Below are 21,261 nucleotides of genomic sequence, written 5' to 3'. Positions count from 1 at the left end.
TTCCCACTTCAACTCTAAAATATCGTTTAAAAAACGAATCGATTACGACGAAGTTAGCACTTCAGTGGTCCAGGGAGACAAGCATGATAAAAATGAAAAGAAGCCTTACTGCACTAGCAGTTGCGGCAACGCTGGGAATGGCAATGCCCGTTCTGGCGGCAAACACAAACGGGTTCATTACTGGTAACGCAGTAACAAGTCAAGGTTCGGTATTAACCGGCGCCACGGTGACAATTGAAAACGTGGATACGGGTTTGGTGCGTACGGTTACTACCGGGGAAAACGGCGTATTCCGTTTCCCATTACTACCACCCGGTACGTATAAGGTTACTGCTGAAAAGGTAGGTTTCCAAACCACTATTCAGGATGAAATCACAGTAGGTATCAGTGGCAAAACTAATATTGATATCACATTACTGGAAGACAACGTAGAACGCATTTCTGTTGTCGGAACAACGGTAGCTATGGTTGACGTTACCAGCAGCAGTACCGGTATTGTAGTTGACGCGTTAACACTGGACAAAGTGCCCGTACCACGCGATTTTACCGGTGTTGCATTACTCGCTCCGGGCACTACTAAAGGCGACTCTGCGTTTGGCGATTTGCCGTCAATTGGTGGCGCTTCGGTTGCGGAAAACGCTTACTACGTGAATGGTTTGAACCTGACGAACTTCCGTACTGGTGTGGGTTCATCAAACCCGCCATTTGAAATGTTTGAATCGTTCGAAGTTAAAACCGGTGGATATTCTGCTGAGTTTGGCCGTGTGACTGGTGGTGTAATTAACGCCAAAACCAAGTCTGGTTCAAACGAATTTAAATGGGGCGTGAACGCCATTTACGAACCAGATGCGCTGCGCGAAGACAAGCCAAGTACCAAACAAGGTGATGGCTTACGCATAAATAATACCGATGACCAAAATGATTATTGGGATGTGAACCTGTGGGCTAGTGGTGCAGCTATTGAAGACGAATTGTTTTTCTATGTGCTGTACAACCCACGCTCAGATGTATTTAAATATTCAGGCAACACTCTGGGTGATACCACTTATAAATACAAAGATGAAGACGACGACGCGTTTTGGGGCGTAAAACTCGATTGGTACATCAACGACTCTAACATTCTGGAATTTACCGGTTTCTCTGATGAAAGTGATCAGGTTAACTATTCTTACCGTTACGAGAGCGGTGTGTACAATCCTGATGCGGATGCAGTTGGTCTTACTCAGGAAGGCGGTAAAAACTATACCGTAAAATACACCAGTATCCTTACAGACGACTTTTCGGTATCTGCCCAATGGGGTCTGAACAAAGCTAATCGTTCAGTAACCAGCGCGTTAGATGTAAACCCGGCTGTCTATGAATACTCATATGCTAATCAGCTTTACACTGCAGTAGGTAACTGGGCGAACTTTACTTATGGTCAAGGTAATGACGAGCGCGAAGTATTGCGTTTAGATGCAGACTGGTATCTGGGCGATCACGAAATTCGTTTTGGTGTGGATTTTGAAAAGTTAACGGCAGTGCAAACTACTATTAACTCTGGTGGCGCGTATTACCTTATCTACATTGACGATGTAACTGATCCCGCAAATCCAACGCCAACTGAAGTTCGTCGACGGACTTACTCTTCTGGTGGGGCTTTTGAATCTGAAAACCTCGCATTCTACATTCAGGACCAGTGGCAAGTAACCGATAATCTGGTATTAAACCTCGGGTTGCGTAACGACTCTTTTGAGAACTTCAACGGTGCGGGTGATACGTTTATTAAACTGGATAATCTTTGGGCGCCGCGTGTTGGTTTTGTATACGACGTGAATGGCGATGGGGAGTCTAAAGTGTGGGGTAGCTTTGGCCGCTACTACCTTCCAATTGCTGCGAATACTAACATTCGCCTGTCAGGTGCAGAAACCTACATCCACGAATTCCGCGCCTGGACTGGTTATGCAGATGAGTCACTGGATATTCCAAACTTTGACGGCGAACAAACTCGTGAAACCATTATTTACTCCGATGGCGATGTTCCATCACCTGATGAAATTGTAGACGCCGATATCGACCCAATGTACTCAGATGAGTTTATTGCCGGCTATCAATTGCAACTTACCGATGATTGGAGTGTAGCAATCCAGGGGACTTACCGTGAACTGGCTACGACGATCGAGGACGTGGCAATTGACTATGGCTTCAACCAGTATCTGGAACGTGAATATGGTGAGTCTTGTACCGAGTGTACCGGTTTCCATTACTATGTACTGACCAACCCTGGTAGTGCAATTACGATTACAACCGATCCGGATGGAGATGGTCCGTTAGCACTGGATACCTATACAATTCCTGCCGATGATTTAGGTTATCCTGAGTCTATTCGTAAGTATGCGGCCATTGACCTGACATTCCAGAAAGCCTGGGATGGTGAGTGGTTATTAAATGCGGCATACACTTGGTCGCATAGCTGGGGTAACAACGAAGGTTATGTCCGCTCAGACAACGGTCAGGATGATGCAGGTTTAACTACCTTATTCGACCAACCAGGGTTATTGGATGGTGCCTACGGTAACCTGCCCAATGATCGCCGCCATATGGTGAAAATCTTTGGTTCATACCAGGTTGCAGATGGTTTGCTAATCGGCGCCAATTTACAGTGGCAAAGTGGTCGTCCTATCAACGCGTTTGGTTATCACCCAACCGACGAATTCGCCCGTGAATACGGTTCAGAATCGTTCTATGCACAGGGTGAACTGGTACCACGCGGTTCACTGGGAACCACACCAAGCAACTGGTCGTTGGACCTGACTGCAAGTTATAGCATGGATCTGGGCGATGATTACGATCTGACACTGCGTGCAGATGTGTTCAACGTATTTAACAATGACACGGTAACCGAAGTGTATGAGATTTACGATGACGAAAGTTCGGATCACGCTTTGGGAGTGATGCCTACAATGGATAGCTTCTATGGTCAGCCAACAAACTGGCAAACACCAAGATACTTCCGTTTTAGTGCAAGCCTGAGATATTAATTAGTCGAAGCCCCTGATTTCAGGGGCTTTAATTTCATAACCTTTACGTAAAGGTTATGAAATTAAAGGTAAAAATGCTTAAAGATGCTGGGTCAAGTGCGTTGGTCTGGTTAAAATGGCAACATCAATTTAGTGAATTTTTATTAACACACTGTAAGGATAACTTTACGATAAGAATTTTTTATTAGCAATTCTCCGGAACTTTTCGGAATACAAGCCTCTATGAGTGTTGACCCCTTTGGCGCTATCTGGTTATTATCGTGGCTGACGCATTGCGTCTCGTCTATAAAAAGTCGTGTTTAATCGACATACATAACAAGTAAATAGTGGTCCAGGGAGACAATACATGTTTACAAACTCTAAACTGGCTAAGTCAGTAAAGCTGGCCTGTGCTTTCGGTGCTGCGTCTGCTGCATTGGTAGCGCCAAACGCTGCGTTTTCTCAAGAAGCTGAAGCTGATGCGCCGATTGAGAAAATCTCCGTAACAGGTTCTCGTATCAAACGTACAGAAATCGAGGGTGCAAACCCAGTATCCGTCATGGAAGCAGTAGATATCGAAAAATTCGGTATTACCTCAATCGGTGACGTTCTTCAGGCAATTCCTTCTGCTGGTTCTGCAATCAACACCAACAACAACAACGGTGGTGACGGTACTACTACTATCAACATCCGTGGTATCGGTTCTGGCCGTACACTGGTATTGGTAAACGGCAAGCGCTGGGTACCAGGCCTGGGCGGTGCTGTTGACTTAAACAACATCCCTTCCAGCATCATCGACCGCATCGAAGTACTGAAAGACGGTGCATCTGCAGTATACGGTTCTGATGCGATCGCCGGTGTTGTTAACATCATTACTCGTACTGATTTTGAAGGTTTCCACGCAAGTGCATACCAAGGTCAGTACTTAAGCTACAACGACGGTAACAAAGAACAATACGACGTAGGTTTCGGTTTCGCTGGCGATCGCGGCAGTGTTTACATGAACGTTAGCTATGTAGAAGAAGAGCAAACACTGGCAGGTGATCGTGCGATCTCTGCAGTTCCAGTATTTGGTACAGCGCCTACTTTCGGCGGTTCTTCTGCTCCACCACAAGGCCGTTTCTACTACTACGGTTACGACCAGGCGGGTGATTTCTGGGGTGTAAATGGTCAGGGTGACGGCAATGGTGGCATCAATAGCTGGGTTGAACCAGACAGCCGTTTTAACTACGCGCCATTTAACTACCTGTCAACACCACAGGAACGTACTGCAGTTTACACGCAGGCACGTTATGAACTGACTGATAACATTACTGCCACTGCCACTGCATTCTACAACAACCGTAAATCTGCACAGGCACTTGCTCCTACGCCTCTGTTCATCGGTACAGCGTTTGGTGATGAAGGTTTCACACTGGCAGCTAACAACCCTTACAACCCTACTGGTTTAGACATCAGTACTGATGCAAGCGTTTATGAAAATGCTGATGGCAGCTTCAATCAGGACGCAGCGGTAATGTACCTGTTTGGTCGTCGTATGATGGAAGCGGGTTACCGTATTTTCTCTCAAAACGTTGACCAGTTCCAATTCAACGGTGGCTTCGAAGGTATCCTTGAAGTTGGAGGCTCAGAGTTCTACTGGGATGTTGGCTATACTTATGCAGACATCGCTCAGAACGAAATTACTGAAGGTCTGTTGAACATGGACCGCGTAGCGAAAGCTATTGGTGATGTTGACGTATGTAACTCTTCCAGCGATGGTTGTGTGCCGTTAGATCTGTTCGGTGGTTCTACTGGTCTGTATGAAGGTTCAATCACGCAGGAAATGCTGGATTATATTACCTTCACTGCACAGGATGCAGCGGGTACAAATCTTGAAAGCTACCAAGCAAACATTACTGGTGATCTGTTCGAATTGCCTGCTGGCTACCTGGCATTCGCTGCTGGTTATGAAAAACGCTGGCAGTCTGGTTATGACCAGCCAGATGCGCTGATTGCAGCGGGTATCACTTCTGGTAACTCTCGTCAGCCTACAGCTGGTTCATTCAGCGTAGAAGAAGCTTACTTAGAGTTAGCTGTACCAGTATTAGAAGGTCTGCCATTAGTTGAGCGCTTAGATCTTGAACTGGCTACTCGTTACTCTGACTACAGCAACTTCGGTGACACTACAAACTCTAAAGTGGGTGTGAAGTGGCAGGTAACAGAAGACCTGTTATTACGTGGTACATGGTCTGAAGCATTCCGTGCTCCTACTATCTCTGAATTGTTCCGTGGACAAAGCGACAGCTTCCCTCCACTGACTGACCCGTGTAATGGCGGCGCAGCTGCAAACCCAACACTGCCTGGTTGTGCGGGAATTCCAGCAGGCTACACGCAGCCTAACTCTCAGATCCGTATCACCGTTGGTGGTAACCCGGATCTGATGGCTGAAGAAGCTGAAAGTACAACAGTTGGTTTCGTGTACAGCCCTGAGTTTGTAGAAGGCCTGTCTTTAACATTCGATATGTTTGATATCGAAGTAACTAACGCAGTATCGTCTGTTGGCGCACAAACTATCCTGAATGCATGTGCTGGCGATGGCGTAACACTGTGTTCGTTAATTCAACGTGGTTCTGCAGGTAACATTGTTGATCTGTACAATGGTCTGGTAAACCTGGGTGGTCAAACTACCTCTGGTTTCGACTGGGAAATCGCGTATAACTTCGAAACTTCTGTGGGTGATTTCCGCCTGCAAATGGATGGTACTTATGTTGACGAGCGTACTACGCTGGTAATCGACCCGGTATCTAAAGAAGTAACTAAGTTTAACGATGCTGGTCAGGCTGGCGACCGTGACGTTGTGCCTCGCGTACGTTCTAACCTGTCTGCAATCTGGAACTACGAAGACTTCTCAGCAACATATTTGATCCGTTACATCGGCAACACTACTGAATCATGTTCAATCGGTGGTGGATATGACGACGATCTGTGTTCTGATTACAACCCAGATGGCGGCAGCACAAACGAACTGGAAGCAATGGCTTACCACGACGCTTCATTCAGCTACCACTTTAATGACAACCTGCGCTTTACTGTAGGTGTTAACAACGTGTGGGATACTGATCCAGAAGTATCGTACAGCACATTCGCTAATAGCTTCGACCCATCAATGTACGAAGTACCTGGACGCTTTGGTTACGCTCGCGTAAACATGAGCTTCTAAGAATTAGCTAAACATGTTAAAAAAGCCTCTGAAAAGAGGCTTTTTTTTTTGCCAAAACATAGTTAATACAAGTTCATGAACCCACAAGAATCTTTTAATTGGGCGCTTCAGGCATTACGAGGACCAGAGCGGTCAATGGCTATAGCAACCCTCAGCAAGCTTGCAGAGCAGCGTCATGTGCCCGCCACATTTGCATATGCTGATGCGTTGCTAGACGACAGTCCTTCAGCGTCATATGAATACCTTACTGACAAATTTCTGCAGGGATTGATTGGGGCAGCCTATCGCGCAGTGTTGAATAAAGTATTCTTCAGCGCTGATGCCCCCGACAGTGCAGATATTGCCTGGCTCAATGCCGAGGCTAATAAGGCTAATATTGAGGCGTTGCTGGTATTACTGATGATGTCGGAGAACACCGACTATTACAATTACTATGTAAATCAGCTTTGGACGATAGCCCCTGATACTGCCACTCAGCTTAACTTGCCGCGTTCTGTCGCAAAACAGTCTGAGGTAGGAGAGGTCGCTTTTCCAGAAATCCTAAATAACTACAATAAAAACAGGGTATTGAAACCTACACTGGAAATGAAGGATGTCGGTATTGCTTTGTATCAAAATGTGTTCAGCCCTATGATATGCAGGCATTTTGTACTAAAGTTTAATCCTCACATGCAGCCGTCGTTAATTTTCGACCCGATTTCGGGCGAAGGTAAACCAAATTCAGTACGAACCAGTACGTATTTGCAGGTCAGTGGTGCACATATTGATTGGTTTTCTCTTGAAGTGGAGAAACGTCTTGCCAGCTTGTCGGGCTTGCCCGCATCGCAGGGCGAACCGTTAAGTGTGCTGAAGTATGAGCAATATCAGCAGTACAAGCCGCATTACGACGCCTTTGTGGGTAACGATGCTGCTTTACACGAAATGCAAAAGGATGGCGGTCAGCGAATTAAAACGCAGATATGCTATTTACAGCCAGCCGAGGAAGGAGGCGAAACCGCCTTTTTGCGTAAAGGCTTGACGGTAAATCCGCCTGCTGGCAGTGTACTGATGTTTGACAACGTTGATGACGATCTCAATGTATTAACTGCGTCATATCATGCGGGAATGCCGGTAGTAAAAGGAACAAAATGGATTATGACCAAATGGATAAGGGCGGAAACAACGCACTATGGTCACAGTATTTACACTCTAAAGAGGAAATAACAATGAAAGGAAAGTTGGCAGTAATAGGCATGGTTAGCCTTGTCATGATGGGCTGTAATTCGACAGATTCAGTTACTACTGCTCAGGCAGACACTAACGCTGAAGAACATGACGGCGTAGTGTGTAAGCTTGAAAAACGGGTGGGTTCTAATATGATGACGAAAGTGTGTCGTACCGCCGAAGAGCGAGATGCAGAACGTGAAGCCGCAAATGAAGCGATGACGCGTTACGGCCGTACTCGTATGACGACGGGCGCAGATAACTAGTCGCTTCTACATTAATTTGAATTTTTTCGAAGAGGTGCAACATGCACCTCTTTTGTTATCTATGAATGAATTACTTTTAAACATTGAAAAAGCCCTGGCTGTATCTGATTTTGATTCTGCCTTAAATTATTATGCCGCACTGCACAGCAGTAATCCTGCGTTTTTCAGGCAACGGCCATTCCAAAATAACAATCACCGTACGCACGTGCAAAACGCGGCGAATCTGGCGCGTCGTGACCTCTATACCAGGATTCAGCCTTTTGGCACTTGCTCTGGCAGACTGAATGCTGCAATAGAAAACCTGGTGGGGCTAAAGCCGTTAGCGTTGCCTGAGCTGCAACGTCCTTCGTATTTTTACGTACCTGGTTTACGCGACAGCGCATTTTATGATGAATCAGAGTTCAAAGGGTTTGCCACCATTAAGGAACTGGTATCATCGCTACTCACCGACTACGCAAGCTCAAATCAGCAGTTAGGTAGTCAAAATTATCTTGACGATTTTGCCAATCTACCCAGCACGGAACAGTGGCAGGCGCTGAACCAGAATAAGTGGATGTCTACCACTCTCATCAAGGGCGGCAACTATATGCCCTTAGAAGATGAGCGGCTTGTGCGTATACGAGAACTCGTTGCTCAGAACGATTTGGCCACTTGTCCACCTCACGCGCCAGAGATGTTTATTTCGGTGCTTAAGCCCGGCGCCTATATACCACCGCATTTTGGTTTATCTAATGTAAAGGTTACTGCACACCTTCCGTTAAAAGTGAATAAAAACGCATGGCTGGAAGTTAAAGGCGAAAGACGGGACTGGGCAAACCGGGATTACCTGATTTTTGACGATTCGCTTCAGCACAGTGCGGGTAACCCGCATACAGAGGAGCGTGCTGTATTAATATTTGATCTATGGCATCCGGATTTAACCTCAGAAGAGCGTATTGCCATTTCAGCACTGATTGCGTCGCAGCAGCAGTGGCATAAAAGCTATGGTATGCTGGCAAATGTCGATAGAGGAACGTATTAATTCACTGTGAATCAACATCTTTTTCAAACGTTATATCAGCAAAAGCAATATGGTCAGTTAATTGTTGCTTTCGAGTCACCGGAAAACAGCCTGCGAGTCGACCCTCTGGTCACTTCGTTGTATTTAAACGCGTTGCGCCATCAGGGGTTAGTTGAAAAAGCACAAAAAGGCTATGAACGCTTGTACAAGACGTCGTCGCACCTGGCTTTTGTGGTAAACGGTTATGGCAATTTACTTATTGCACTGAATCAGTTTTCCCAGGCGATTAGCGTATTTAAAAATGGATTAAGCCGAATTGGCCCTCAGTATGAGTTTTATTTTAATGCTGCCCGGGCAATGCAACGATCATCGCAGTTTGCTCAGGCTCAGCAATATTACACTCAGGCTTTACAACTGAATCCCAACGCATTTGAAGCGCGGGTGAGTATCGCCGAGTGTGTTGCCAGCAGAGGGTTGTTACAGCAAAGTTATGAAATCGCCGCACAGCTATTACCCTATGCACCCCAGCATCCCCGATTGTTACAGCACACCAGTATGGTGTGCCGTCGACTCCACAAATACAGCGACGCAGTGAGTTTGGATAAACGCCGTACCCAGTTGTATCCTCAGGATTTGGGCGCATGGCGGAACCTTGGCGGAAGTCTTGCGCTTGCGGACAATGCCGAAGAGGCCTTGAGTGCGTACGAAAGGGCTTTAGCATTAGCGGGGCCGAATAGTGAACTACATATCGAACTGGCAAACTGGCTGTGGTTCAGTGGGGATGACCATCCATTCAGATATTTTAAACAGGCCATAGTATCGCAGCCCCAAAATTTGTCTTTCTGGTTGGCATTCATCCATTTGTTGACCAAATGCAACGACTGGCACCAGGCAAGGGAGCAGTTTGAACAGTTGCAGGTATATCATAAACCCACGGCAGATATTCTGTTATTGCAATCCACCATTGAAAGAGAATGCGGTAATTTAGCTCAGGCTTTGCAATGTACCGAAAAGGCTATGTCACTGCAGCCTAAGCCTCACGCAACCGCGCTCATTAACGAACACAGCTATAATCTTTTGGCTAACGGCTTGTATCAGCAGGCACTTCAGTGTGCTCAATTGCTCATAAAACGGGAACCTAAGGATCAAGGATGGTGGAATCTTTATGTAACCTGCTTGCGTAAACTGGATAAGTCGAAAGCATACAATGCGTTATGTAACTATCAACAGTTGGTGAGCATTACCGATTGGCAGGCAGATCCTGACACTATCAATACACTGGTTAAGTATTTACAAAACAGTCATTCCGGCAAGAGACAACCCATTGGGCAATCGTTACAACAAGGCACGCAAACGCTGGAAGAACTCTTTGATATTCCCGATCAGCCCGTTGTTAATCTTAAACAACATATTCTAAGTACGATTGAATCACATATTGCTTCTTTAGCCCGCGATGCCAATCACCCGTTGCTGTCTCGATTACCTGACACACATGATTATTTCTTCACCGGTTCATGGTCTGTAAGATTGCACCAAAACGGATATCACAAGCCGCATTTTCATCCGGCAGGGTGGTTGAGTGGCGTAATTTATCTGGGAGTACCAGATGCGGTGGACGAGGATGGGCAAGGATGGATAGAGTTTGGCCGCCCGAATATTACCGGGTTACACGACGAGCCAGAATACGTAGTTAAACCTAAAGTTGGTCGATTAATTCTGTTTCCATCTTACATGTGGCATGGCACACGTGCATTTGCATCGGATGAAACACGTTTAACGGTGGCCTTTGATTTGATTCCGGCATCCGAGCGGCAATAGTGCCGTCGGGACCGGTATGTAGAAGTATTTAGTAGACTATTTCACTTTCTCAAGTTTAAACGCAAGGGTGTAACGCGGCATGGTACACACTTTGTTGGGTGGACGGCCTGCGTGTTTTATTGCGCCGTGAAAAATCGCCAGGCGCCCGGGTTTGGGTGTACAAGCAAATTCACAATCGTCAAACTTGTTGTAATAGAGCGTTTCGCCACCCCATTCAATATCCCAGTGCGGTGCAACATACATGAGTGCCGTCATTTCATGGTGCTCAGGCAAACAATCGGTGTGCGTAAATAACATATCACCGTAACTGCTGTAATTTACGTAGCCACGATAAACCTGGTACTGATCGGCGGTGAGTTGATTCACTGTTTCCAGTAGTCTCGGGAAAAACGGCAACTGGCTGAACTGTTGGGGTTGCAGATTCAACGCCCAATGTTTAAAACTAGCGGTGTCCGGACGGGCAATTTCATTGCGCTTGAACGCACTGGCTTCCAGACCATTAAATAAATTGGCTATTTCGTTTGCGCTGGCAATATTGTCTACCACCCAAAGTGGTTTGCCGTCGATTTGCTTGCTGTGCGTAGGTGTAATACTTGGCATAGTAGTTAATTATTAGTTATTTTCCGAACTGATTAATTGTAAAAGATGACATTAATTTCACGCCTGAGTTATATCGGCGAAATTAAGAGACTAACAGCATCCCCAATAATTCCTCACTGTGCAAGCATAAAGCGTCAGTTAAATAATAAAGGGCAGGCTGTTGTAACAAAGTCGGCTTTGCGTTATTACATTACTGCCGGTTCGGTGCGGCTTGTAAACGTTTCTCGATGTTTAGACAGCTGGTCGGATGTTTAGGCGCATTATAGTTACATGTGTTGTTAAGGTTTTGTAATTTATTTACACTTTCAATGGTAATTATTCACATAATCCCCTTCGCTATTGTTTATTCACTGAGCAAACAACCGGTGATCGGGTGTGTGTAAAGAGCTTGTTACTTGACTCTTTCCACAATCTCGTGTGACTATAAGACGTTCGTAGTATTGGCGTTCGTACGGCAATTACTACCTTCCTAAATATAGAAATTTTATACGCCCCTTGCGACTGAGTATTTTTATTACAGGCGCAAGGATTCAAATAAGAAATTGGTTGGGAACTATGTCCAAAATGAGCAAGAGAACTCTTATTGCTTCTACTGTGATGGGTGCATTCGCACTGACTGGTAGCGCAGTCGTCTCTGCAACTACGCTGAGCGATCTTCATAGCGAAGAAGCGAAGATTCACGCGGCTGCAGCGAAATCTCAAGAAAAAATCAACTCGCTTTTCGAGCAGTCACAGGAGTTGTTGGTTGAATACCGTGGTGTTGTTGACGAAACGGAAAACCTGAAAATTTATAACGATTACCTTGCAAGCCTGGTTGCTGACCAGCAGCGTGGTATTGACTCTTTACAGAAGCAAATCGACAGCATCGAAGATACCAAAAAAGGTATCGTTCCTCTGATGTTCCGCATGATCGACAGCCTCGACAAGTTTATCGAACTTGACGTTCCTGTGCGTCTGGAAGAGCGTAAAGAGCGCGTTGAAAGACTGCGCGACCTGATGTCAAACTCTAACGTTACTGTTTCTGAGCAGTTCCGTCAGGTACTTGACGCTTACTTAATCGAAACAGAATACGGCACGCGTATTGCGTCTTACCAGGGTACACTGGAAAGCGCAGGTACAACGGTTACTGTTGATTTCTTCAACATGGGCCGTACTTCAATGCTGGCACTGTCTTTGGACCAAAAACACGCTTGGGTTTGGAACAACGACACGCGCGCATGGGAAGAACTGGGTGATGAGTACCTAGGTTCAGTGAATGACGCTGTGAAAATGGCGAAACAGCTGATTCCAGCTGACCTGATTAAACTTCCTATCAAAGCAGCGGAGTAAGCGTTAATGAAACCAGTATTTAAATCTCTACTTGCCGCTGCAACGGTAGCGGTTATGTCTTCTACAGCGGTTCAGGCTCAAGAGCCTGCGTCTCTGCAAGACCTGCTAAATTCTGTTAAGGCTAATCGTGCATCTGAGCAAAAAATCAATGCACAGCGCGAAGCAGAGTTCACTTCTGCCCGCGCAGACAAGCAAGCGTTGCTGCGTAAAGCTGAAGCTGACCTGAAGGCTGAGCAAGGCCGTGGTGACCGTCTGCAAAAGCAATTTGCTGACAACGAAGTTAAGCTGAACGAAAAAGCTGCAGAGCTGGATCAAGCTACCGGTACACTGGGTGAAATGTTTGGTGTGGTACGTCAGGCTGCTTCTGAAGCTTACGGTCGTATTGCAACGTCTGTGGTAAGTGCTCAGTACCCTGGCCGTGACGAGTTCCTGTCACGCATGTCAGAAGAATCTCGTGGTCTGCCTAACATTGCAGAGCTGGAAGAACTGTGGCTTTCACTTCAGACAGAAATGACTGAACAAGGCCAGGTAGTTCGTTTCAGCACTGACGTTATCAACCTTGACGGTGGTACAAACACTCAGGAAGTTGTGCGTGTTGGTACATTTAACCTGATTGGTGACGAAGGTTACCTGACTTACGACGACGTAAACAAAGTAGTTCAGCCTCTGGGTCGTCAGCCTGACGGCTACATGGTTGACTCAACTGCTGACCTGCGTTCAGCAACTTCAGGTTTTGTAGGTTTCTACGCTGACCCATCACGTGGTCAAATCCTGGGCCTGTTGAAGCAAAAAGCGACAATGATGGAACGTTACCACGCTGGTGGTGTAGTTGGTTACATCATCACTGCTATGCTGGCACTGGGTTTGTTAATCGGTGTGTACAAAGTACTGACTCTGTCTCTGATTGGCGGCAAAATCCGTGCACAGCTTAAAAACCCTGGTTCACCATCAGAGAACAATCCACTGGGTCGTATCCTGAAAGTGTATCAAAACAACAAAAACACCGATGCTGAAAACCTTGAGCTGAAACTTGACGAAGCAATTCTGAAAGAACTGCCAAGCATTGAGGCAGGTATCAACATCATCAAGATCTTCTCTGCAATTGCTCCGTTACTGGGTCTGTTAGGTACAGTACTGGGTATGATTGCAACCTTCCAAACCATCACACTGTTCGGTACTGGTGACCCACGTATGATGGCGGGAAGTATCTCAATGGCACTTGTAACTACCGCTCAAGGTATCATTGCAGCTCTGCCATTGATCTTAACGCACAGCATCGTTGCCTCTAAGAGCAAGTCAATCGTTCACATCCTGGACGAGCAGACTGCGGGTATCATTGCTGCTCACGCTGAGTCGGAGAAGGCATAATATGGTTTACCTGATTGGATTATTCGAATCGGTCAGGGACTTTATCGCTACCGGCGGTGACGTACTCTATTTCGTTGCTGCCGCGCTCTTTCTCATGTGGGTATTAATGATTGAGCGCTACTGGTTTCTGACCGCAGTGTTTCCAAAGATGAGAAATCAAATCATCCAAAACTGGAACGCGCGTGAAGATAAAAAGTCTTGGTATGCGCATAGAATCCGTGAAACGTGGATCTCAGAGGCTTCAGATGAACTGAATGCCAGAATGTTGATCATCCGTACGCTGGTAGCCATGTGTCCGTTAATCGGTCTGCTTGGTACAGTAACTGGTATGATTAGCGTTTTCGAGACGATGGCAACACAAGGCACAAGTAACGCTCGCTTGATGGCGGGTGGTATTTCGATGGCAACAATTCCGACTATGGCCGGAATGGTAGCTGCGCTGTCTGGACTGTTCGTCAGTACTCGTATTGAGGCAAAAGTTAAGATTGCGCGGGAAAAGCTAGTCGATAGCCTACCGTATCAATAGAGAGAGAGATTATGGCTCGAAAAGTCAGAACCGAAGAGGAAGATGCAGCGATTGACATGACACCCATGCTGGATATCGTGTTTATCATGCTTATCTTCTTTATCGTGACAACGGTTTTCGTAAAAGAAGCCGGTATTGAAGTAAACAAGCCCGATGCGAGCCGAGCGTTCCTACACAAAAATGCCAACATTTTCATTGCAATTACTGAAGATGGTGATGTTTGGTTAGATAAACGTGAGGTGTCTTTAGACAGCGTCAGGGCAAACTTAGAGAGATTACTTACGGAGCAACCTACCGACTACGTATTTATCCAGGCGGATATTAAAGCGAAACACGGTATTGTTGTTGAAGTGATGGACCAGGTTAAAGCTGCAGGCATTGACCGTATAGCGGTAGCTGCGAGGAACTAACATGGTACGATTTATTGCTTCTCTTTTATTAGGTGCAGCAGTCGCATTCGTTCTGTTCGTGGTAATGGCAAAGTTGATTGAAAACTCTGCCACCCCTGCAGACGAAGTGCCGGATGCCCCCGTAATTGATATCGTAATGCAGCCGCAGGAAGAGGATGTGCAGACACGTACCCGTGTTCCACCACCGCCTCCTCCGCCGCCACAACAGCCTCCAAAATTGGAGCCTGTTGAGCCGGAAGATGCTGAGCCGGATGCAGATGGTTTTAGTTTGGATATCCCTAATGTTGATACCGGCGGTGTCGGTGTAAACATTGGTGGTGTAGGTGCAATGCAAACGGATGGTGATGCTACACCAATCGTTCGTATCGATCCTAAATATCCACCTCAAGCTGCGCGTGATGGTAAAGAAGGCTGGGTTAAACTGGAATTTACGATTAACGAAGATGGTTCGGTAGGTGACATCGAAGTTCTCGATGCTGATCCTAAGCGTATTTTCGATCGCGAAGCACGTCGTGCTCTTGCAAAGTGGAAATACAAGCCAAAAATTGTTGATGGTAAGCCGGTTAAACAACCTAAAATGTTTGTACAACTTGACTTTAAACTGGAGCAATAATGATGATGAAATCAGTAATGTTCAAAAAGTCACTTGTTGCCGTGGCATTCACTTTAGGCGCTGTAATGTCAGCGCCTTCACTGGCACAAGTGTCATCGCCAGTGGTATGTCCTGGTTATGAAAAGGGTACAACTCAGCTGGTTGGCGAACGCGTTGGTAAAAAAGTACAAAAAGCGTACGAAGCTTACGGCGAAGATCTGGTAGATGACGCCATTGCTCAGTTGATGGACATTGATCCGTCTGAAGACTTCGATAAGGCTTACGTTAACCGTTTATTGGGTAACATGCTGGCGACTAAAGATGAGCAAGGGCCGAAGGCACTTGGTTATCTGACTTCAGCCGTTAACCCAAAAGTACTGAATGACCTTGAACACGCTCAAACGTTAAAGCTGATTGCTGATTTGAGCCTTCAGGAGAAAAAGTACTCTGAGGCGGTTAAGTATTATCAGGCGTGGTTGGATTTTACCTGTATGGAAGATCCAGAAGTTTATACCCGTATGGCTAACGCTTACTACGAACTTAAGCAGTACGATAAACTGATCGCTCCGGCAGATAAAGCCATTGCTTTGTATGAGAAACCCAATAAGAACCCGTATGTTCTGAAACTTTCAGCTTACTATGAACGTAAGATGTATCCTGAAACGGTTAAAGTGGCAGAAGATATTGTTAACACGTTCCCTGAAGAGGGCAAGTGGTGGGTTCAGTTAGGCCAGTTTTACCTGATGGTTGAAGATTATAAAAAGTCTTTGTCTACGCTGGAAATTGCCTACAACCATGGGCACCTCAACAAGCCTAATCTGATTAAGATGTTGTCTCAGTTATATTCAACTAACAACATGCCGTTCAAATCTGCTGAAGTTCTAGCAGAAAATATTAAGAAAGGCGTGGTTGAAAAGACTGCTGAAAACTATGCGGCGATTGCGAATAGCTATCACCAGGCAATGGAATACAAGGACGCTGCGAAGTATTACGAGCAAGCGGCTGAGTTATCCTCTGATCCTGAATTCTACCGCAAGCAAGGCGTACTGTTACTGGTAGCAGAAGACTACAAAGGTGCAATCAAAGCGTTAAACAATGCTTTAGCACGTGGTACTGATGAACCAGGTAAAGTACATTTCAGCTTAATGGAAGCTAACTTCTACGCTGGCGACTTTAAACAAGCCTTCGAGCATGTTAAGGAAGCTAAGAAGGATTCGTCAATGCGTCGTAATGCGAACGCATGGGAACCTTACATCAAGCAGAAAGCGAAGAATCGCGGTATCAATATCTAATTAAAAAAGCGCCTTCGGGCGCTTTTTTTTGGTCTGTTATACCACTGTGTTTCGGATCTCTCTACAGTCATTAATGCCGTAAGCGATGATGAAATCCCTCATCATCCCACTCCATCACTTCAATTAGTTTCGCTGTGGCAAAATCGTAGGCCTGCTTCTTTCCGGTTAAGTGATAGTGGCTTATAAATGTTGGCAAGTCATCGAAGTACAATGCAAAATTTGTCAGTACTGCTACTGCCTGACTCAACGCAAAGTCCCGTGTGCCATAAAGTGTATTGTATCGATTAAGTAGCCATACAAGACTGCCTCTGGCATGTTGTATGTGCCGTTGTTTGCTGATTACTTGCTGGAGTATAGCCATATTACAGTTGGTAAAGGCCGTTGCTTGAGCCGAATTGCTACTATTCGTGTCCGAATGAAGGTGCTCGGGTAGGTTAAATATGTGGCGTTCGTGATGAAGCATTAATTCCTGAGTAAAGCGAGCAGCTACCAAGGGAGCAAGCGCTGTCGCGTTGCCTGATACAGGTTGCCACATTAACAGGCTGTATTCGGCGCTGGAGGCGTCGCGTTTTAATCCTGCTTTTACTGGTTCAAAATGGCATGTACGCCAAAAGCCGATGAGTTCCGGTGTTGCCCCGAAAGAGGTGGTTATTGCATCTACTTCAAATGGTTCGAGCCACTTAACAAGCGAATTAAGTAAATATGTCGCTATACCTTTACGTTGGTAATCCGGTTCAACCGCTATTCGGTTTACACGACAGTAACGATAGCTTGCTATATCTGCAGAGGCGATGAAATGGCTGATGGATTGAGCAGACAAATGACCATTTAGCCGCCGTTTGCCCGACGCAACATCCTGTGCAAGGGATTGCAGCAAATCTCCGCCTTCAAATTGAATGTTGAGCACGCCAACTACGCGGCCATTCAACCTAGCAACCAGGGTATGGTTGTCGGGCGTGTCGCATAGTCTCACTAATTCATCAACAGTTGTTTGGTAGTGCGCACTCATCAGCAGCGTGAGTACTGAAGCAAAGGCTTCAGGAGATTTGTCGGTCACTTCAGAAAAATACAGTTCATTGCTTGATATGCTGTGCGTTTTGCGCGGTATTTTCGGCCTTATTAGTTCTTCAACCGGCTCTGTAGTTAACTGAAATACAGTATTTAACAACGCTTCTACCGGATCGTGTTCAGACCATCTTATCGGCGTAACGAGGGAATAATAATTAACCCTGGAGAAAGTGTTGGTCAGCCATGGGATAAAGCGTGTTAAAAATCCCCGACCAGTGCCTTCATAACCTCGCATCGTTGTACTGAGTATTACCCGGCTGAAGTGTTCACATAGTAATTTGAGTTCAGGGATCGGCAGGTTTGCTGCTTCATCAATTATTAATACTGCAGACGTGTCGTCCATCAATTGAGGATGGTCTATGGGTAACCAGCTTATTGCGTTTTCACCGCAAACAACTGACCGGTCTGCTTTGATTTCTAAATTGGGTGCAATGCGTTTTATACCTTCGAAAATGGCGGAAACCGAGTCAGGAAATCGGCTACATATACTCACGGAATTGCCTGATAGTAACCAGCGAGCGGCTAGCATGCCCAACAGTGTGGATTTACCTCTACCCCGGTCAGCGGTTAGCAAACTGACGCCTTCTCCGGAAAGATTGCTCATTGCTGCAAACGTTGTTTGTTGGTCCAACGATGCAAAGGGCGTCAGCAGCTTGACTGAATCTGGTTTGGTAACCGGTAGTGGTGGCGGAAGTCTGCAAATTCCGTTTTCCTGTAGTAATGCCGTCGCTTCGTTGTCCCTGAATTCTGTTGCGACATAATTGCGGAAGGCGCTAAACGTGCAATCGTGTCCATAACTCAGGTAGTGATTTGTGGTGAGTTCCTTATATTCAGGCCAATCTTTCAAGTCAGGAGTGCAAATTACCAGCAACCCGTTACCTGAAACGGTTCCCGCCAACGCAAGCAGTGCGCTTGGCCTGAATGCATCAAACGCATCATAAATAGCCAGTGAGCAGGTTGAACCCAATAGTTGAGTAGTCTGCTTAAGCGCCAACGCCTGTGGCACAGTGTTAAGTACACAGCCCGAAGCATGTATCGTTCGATTGTTGAAATGTGCTGTAACAAACGCCAGTTGTTGCTCGCAGAATGCTTTGCTGCCGCTGATCAAAAGCAACTGTCGGTGGCATACCTGTTTCTCTCGTGATACCAGCCATGTAGTTAATTTTTCGCCGAACGCACTGTGGTTTATTGCGACTGCCATCGCGCCTGTATTTCCAAAGGTTGTGTTTACGAGCAGAGTTTATCATTTTCACAGACTTGTTGGTTAAGGTAAAATACCGCAATTGCACTACAACACAGAGACTATCAATGCGATTTTTAACGCGTCGGCTGGTGATGCCAAATGATCTTAACTATGCCCATTCTTTATTTGGTGGCCGATTATTACAGTGGATAGATGAAGAAGCGGCGATTTATGCAATTTGCCAGTTAGAAACCAATTGCCTGGTAACCAAGCACATTGGCGAGATTAGTTTTGAGTCACCAGCGTTGCAGGGGGATATTGTAGAGTTTGGTCTGGCAACCAAAGGGGTGGGGCGAACTTCTATCAGTGTCTCCTGTCTGGTGCGTAACAAAGCAACCAAGAAAACAATTTGTTTGGCTGACGATATCGTGTTTGTTAAAGTTGATCCTGAAACGCGTTTACCTGCACCTCATGGCAAAACCATGGAATTACTGGCACAGCAAACTGCCGAAGAAATCGGCAAGCTGAATATTGGTGTGTAGTGCGCCCGTTGTGCAGAATACCAATGCGCAGAACTCAGGCTAAATAACCTGGTGCTCAATTAATGTTACCAACGCTCGATCAGCGATTGCATGATTGATATTTGCATAGGTGTGAGTGGCTTATCTTGTCCTTCTGCAAAACCATCGAAGTGACTGTTTTCAAAAAACAGGCTGTTGAATGCCAGCCTGTGACAAAACAATATTCGCTGAAGCACCTGAGATTCACCGCCCCGGCACAACTGCCAAAGCATTTGATTGACTTCACTGGTAATGCCCCAGTTAATTAATAGTAATGATGACGCGCCATACAGGCACACGTTAAACTCGGCATCCAACTGTTGTATAAATCTGTCGAAATCGTCTGAATGCGACCAGGCCGAGTAAATGCGTTTACTTGCAACGTGCTCCGCATGAAATAGCAACAGTAAAGACAGTGGCCCAAACATCACAACCTGATTGAGTATTTCCCTTTGCGATTCAGCATATTCGCTGGCAAACAGCGCATTAAACAAGGAATGGCTGAGCAACATGGCGTCAATCAGTTTAGCAACATCCGGGTGCACACTTTGCACCGTTAAAAACTGTTGAGCGGCAAATAATACCGCTAAATGGCGCACCTGACTTACGCCCAGATTGCGGCCGATAGCCTGTTGCAACGAAATGGGTGTTGTGCCGTATATAGCCCGGCTGGCCTTGCCCATAATATGGGCTTGAAATACCGGATCGGTAGCGATTAACGACACCAAGGCGCTAACGGTTTGTTGTGCTTCTGGCAGCTTGATAATCTGATTAATGGTTTCAGGTAAGGGCGGCAGGTTGTCTGATATTTCAACCAATGCCTGATTGCCCCGCTGGAAACGCAAGCGGCTACCTACCTGACGTAATTGGCCAGGGTTAACACCGGTAAACTCCTTAAAACTTCTGTCGAAAGCCCGACGGTCGGAAAATCCCAACAAGTCGGATACGTCGTCCACTTTTTTGCCGCTCAACAAGTGATGAACACTTTTTTCGTGAATGTAACTTTTCAGTACAGCACTAAACGATATGTCTTCCTGACGCAACGTGCGCCGGAAGGTAGACATATTCATGTTGAGTTGGTCAGCTATCCCTTCGGCTCGGATCCGCGCAGGCTGGGGTACCGAATCAAAGGCTTTTAACAGTGAAACAAGGAGTGAGTTCTCGGGGTCCTGATGGGCGTATTGCTGAAAATTACGGGCCAGGATTTGTTGTAAATTCGGGCTGTGGAAAAAAGACTGTCTGTCGAGCCAGTCTTCAGCAAACGTGAGTTTTACCATTCCCGGGTGATGTTGTTCGTGGGCAACTACCACTACAGGTGCTTTGCTAATGGGGATAAGTAAACCCAGATTGGCATTGTGTGGCACTTCAATTTGCTGAAATTCAAAGTCGCGACCTGCAAGGTGGCGGAATAACAGCAGGAAAAACGCAATCTGAAAAGGCACAAGTGACACAGGAAGTGACGTATTTACCAACAAGGCGGCGCTGTTACCGGATAGGGTAAGCGTTAGGGTTTCGCATGGTTGAAACCAAGCTTGGGTAATGTTTTCACTTGCTTGTAATGCAGAGCGGATGTCTTTGCTCAACGAGGCATAGCAATGCACTGCACCCATTTTGTTAAAATCCAGGTAGCCCAGTAAAGACTGACCTATGAGGGCAGAGTGTTCTGCCAGCAATAAATCGCCTAGTTCAGCCAATTGTTCGGCCGTAAGTTCATTTGACTCAACCCGAGGGAGTAATGCAACTACCTGCTCATCATCCAGACTACTCAGTTGCTTGTCTCTTCGAAGACTAAGTAAAGCGCGTAATACGGCGGACCAGAAGGTTCCAGTGTAGGCCAATCCAATG

16 protein-coding genes are annotated in these 21,261 nt (G+C 46.1%); 13 read left to right on the top strand and 3 right to left on the bottom strand.

The genetic code is table 11. The features are described 5' to 3' along the window. Nucleotides 1-83 precede the first annotated feature (83 nt). From FJ444_RS00930 to FJ444_RS00905, 6 genes are all read left to right on the top strand, one after another. A complete protein-coding gene (locus FJ444_RS00930) occupies nt 84-3,020 on the top strand; it encodes a TonB-dependent receptor (RefSeq protein WP_140956033.1) in 2,937 nt (978 codons plus the stop codon). Nucleotides 3,021-3,366: 346 nt separating this feature from the next. Continuing rightward, nucleotides 3,367-6,201, top strand: coding sequence for a TonB-dependent receptor (locus FJ444_RS00925; protein ID WP_140956032.1), 2,835 nt, complete (start codon nt 3,367-3,369; stop codon nt 6,199-6,201). Between the two features lie 135 nt (nt 6,202-6,336). Beyond that, nucleotides 6,337-7,404: a 2OG-Fe(II) oxygenase gene (locus FJ444_RS00920; protein ID WP_181405018.1), complete on the top strand. Its 1,068-nt coding sequence runs from the start codon at nt 6,337-6,339 to the stop codon at nt 7,402-7,404. A gap of 2 nt (nt 7,405-7,406) precedes the next feature. Then, a complete protein-coding gene (locus FJ444_RS00915) occupies nt 7,407-7,670 on the top strand; it encodes a hypothetical protein (RefSeq protein WP_140956030.1) in 264 nt (87 codons plus the stop codon). 61 nt (nt 7,671-7,731) lie between these two features. Further along, a complete protein-coding gene (locus FJ444_RS00910; RefSeq protein ID WP_140956029.1) occupies nt 7,732-8,691 on the top strand; it encodes an aspartyl/asparaginyl beta-hydroxylase domain-containing protein in 960 nt (319 codons plus the stop codon). A gap of 6 nt (nt 8,692-8,697) precedes the next feature. Next, nucleotides 8,698-10,488, top strand: coding sequence for a putative 2OG-Fe(II) oxygenase (locus FJ444_RS00905; protein WP_140956028.1), 1,791 nt, complete (start codon nt 8,698-8,700; stop codon nt 10,486-10,488). 36 nt (nt 10,489-10,524) lie between these two features. Here FJ444_RS00905 and FJ444_RS00900 read toward each other — a convergent pair whose 3' ends face one another. Then, on the bottom strand, nt 10,525-11,088 hold the full coding sequence (locus FJ444_RS00900; RefSeq protein WP_140956027.1) for a 2OG-Fe(II) oxygenase: 564 nt from the start codon (nt 11,086-11,088) through the stop codon (nt 10,525-10,527). A gap of 564 nt (nt 11,089-11,652) precedes the next feature. Between FJ444_RS00900 and FJ444_RS00895 the strand changes: the two genes are divergently transcribed. The 6 genes from FJ444_RS00895 to FJ444_RS00870 are packed head-to-tail and all read left to right on the top strand — an operon-like array spanning nt 11,653 to nt 16,605. Next, nucleotides 11,653-12,417: a DUF3450 domain-containing protein gene (locus FJ444_RS00895; protein ID WP_140956026.1), complete on the top strand. Its 765-nt coding sequence runs from the start codon at nt 11,653-11,655 to the stop codon at nt 12,415-12,417. Between the two features lie 6 nt (nt 12,418-12,423). Next, nucleotides 12,424-13,785 carry a MotA/TolQ/ExbB proton channel family protein gene (locus FJ444_RS00890; RefSeq protein ID WP_140956025.1) on the top strand — a complete coding sequence of 454 codons (1,362 nt, stop codon included), beginning with the start codon at nt 12,424-12,426 and terminating at the stop codon, nt 13,783-13,785. Between the two features lies 1 nt (nt 13,786). Next, nucleotides 13,787-14,311, top strand: coding sequence for a MotA/TolQ/ExbB proton channel family protein (locus FJ444_RS00885; protein ID WP_140956024.1), 525 nt, complete (start codon nt 13,787-13,789; stop codon nt 14,309-14,311). Between the two features lie 11 nt (nt 14,312-14,322). Further along, entirely contained in the window at nt 14,323-14,721 is a 399-nt protein-coding gene (locus FJ444_RS00880) for a biopolymer transporter ExbD (protein ID WP_140956023.1), read from the top strand. 1 nt (nt 14,722) lies between these two features. Beyond that, nucleotides 14,723-15,334, top strand: a complete 612-nt coding sequence (locus tag FJ444_RS00875) for an energy transducer TonB (RefSeq protein WP_140956022.1) — start codon at nt 14,723-14,725, stop codon at nt 15,332-15,334. A gap of 2 nt (nt 15,335-15,336) precedes the next feature. Beyond that, on the top strand, nt 15,337-16,605 hold the full coding sequence (locus FJ444_RS00870; protein WP_140956444.1) for a lipopolysaccharide assembly protein LapB: 1,269 nt from the start codon (nt 15,337-15,339) through the stop codon (nt 16,603-16,605). A 70-nt stretch (nt 16,606-16,675) separates the two neighbouring features. Here the strand turns inward: FJ444_RS00870 and FJ444_RS00865 are convergent, their stop codons facing one another. After that, nucleotides 16,676-18,874: a GNAT family N-acetyltransferase gene (locus tag FJ444_RS00865; protein ID WP_140956021.1), complete on the bottom strand. Its 2,199-nt coding sequence runs from the start codon at nt 18,872-18,874 to the stop codon at nt 16,676-16,678. Between the two features lie 107 nt (nt 18,875-18,981). Between FJ444_RS00865 and FJ444_RS00860 the strand changes: the two genes are divergently transcribed. Continuing rightward, nucleotides 18,982-19,398: an acyl-CoA thioesterase gene (locus FJ444_RS00860; protein ID WP_140956020.1), complete on the top strand. Its 417-nt coding sequence runs from the start codon at nt 18,982-18,984 to the stop codon at nt 19,396-19,398. Nucleotides 19,399-19,463: 65 nt separating this feature from the next. Here the strand turns inward: FJ444_RS00860 and FJ444_RS00855 are convergent, their stop codons facing one another. After that, entirely contained in the window at nt 19,464-21,254 is a 1,791-nt protein-coding gene (locus FJ444_RS00855) for a helix-turn-helix domain-containing protein (protein WP_140956019.1), read from the bottom strand. Nucleotides 21,255-21,261: the final 7 nt, after the last annotated feature.

This window comes from Aestuariibacter sp. GS-14 (genome assembly GCF_006494365.1).
In the GTDB taxonomy this organism is placed as follows: domain Bacteria; phylum Pseudomonadota; class Gammaproteobacteria; order Enterobacterales; family Alteromonadaceae; genus Alteromonas; species Alteromonas mangrovi.
This window is presented reverse-complemented; position numbering and strand designations above follow the sequence as displayed.

Bases quoted from the DNA above. Each gene is read 5' to 3' on its own strand.
- FJ444_RS00930 (WP_140956033.1), top strand. From the start codon at position 84: ATGATAAAAATGAAAAGAAGCCTTACTGCACTAGCAGTTGCGGCAACG.
- FJ444_RS00925 (WP_140956032.1), top strand. From the start codon at position 3,367: ATGTTTACAAACTCTAAACTGGCTAAGTCAGTAAAGCTGGCCTGTGCT.
- FJ444_RS00920 (WP_181405018.1), top strand. From the start codon at position 6,337: ATGGCTATAGCAACCCTCAGCAAGCTTGCAGAGCAGCGTCATGTGCCC.
- FJ444_RS00915 (WP_140956030.1), top strand. From the start codon at position 7,407: ATGAAAGGAAAGTTGGCAGTAATAGGCATGGTTAGCCTTGTCATGATG.
- FJ444_RS00910 (WP_140956029.1), top strand. From the start codon at position 7,732: ATGAATGAATTACTTTTAAACATTGAAAAAGCCCTGGCTGTATCTGAT.
- FJ444_RS00900 (WP_140956027.1), bottom strand. From the start codon at position 11,088: ATGCCAAGTATTACACCTACGCACAGCAAGCAAATCGACGGCAAACCA.
- FJ444_RS00895 (WP_140956026.1), top strand. From the start codon at position 11,653: ATGAGCAAGAGAACTCTTATTGCTTCTACTGTGATGGGTGCATTCGCA.
- FJ444_RS00890 (WP_140956025.1), top strand. From the start codon at position 12,424: ATGAAACCAGTATTTAAATCTCTACTTGCCGCTGCAACGGTAGCGGTT.
- FJ444_RS00885 (WP_140956024.1), top strand. From the start codon at position 13,787: ATGGTTTACCTGATTGGATTATTCGAATCGGTCAGGGACTTTATCGCT.
- FJ444_RS00880 (WP_140956023.1), top strand. From the start codon at position 14,323: ATGGCTCGAAAAGTCAGAACCGAAGAGGAAGATGCAGCGATTGACATG.
- FJ444_RS00875 (WP_140956022.1), top strand. From the start codon at position 14,723: ATGGTACGATTTATTGCTTCTCTTTTATTAGGTGCAGCAGTCGCATTC.
- FJ444_RS00870 (WP_140956444.1), top strand. From the start codon at position 15,337: ATGATGAAATCAGTAATGTTCAAAAAGTCACTTGTTGCCGTGGCATTC.
- FJ444_RS00865 (WP_140956021.1), bottom strand. From the start codon at position 18,874: ATGGCAGTCGCAATAAACCACAGTGCGTTCGGCGAAAAATTAACTACA.
- FJ444_RS00860 (WP_140956020.1), top strand. From the start codon at position 18,982: ATGCGATTTTTAACGCGTCGGCTGGTGATGCCAAATGATCTTAACTAT.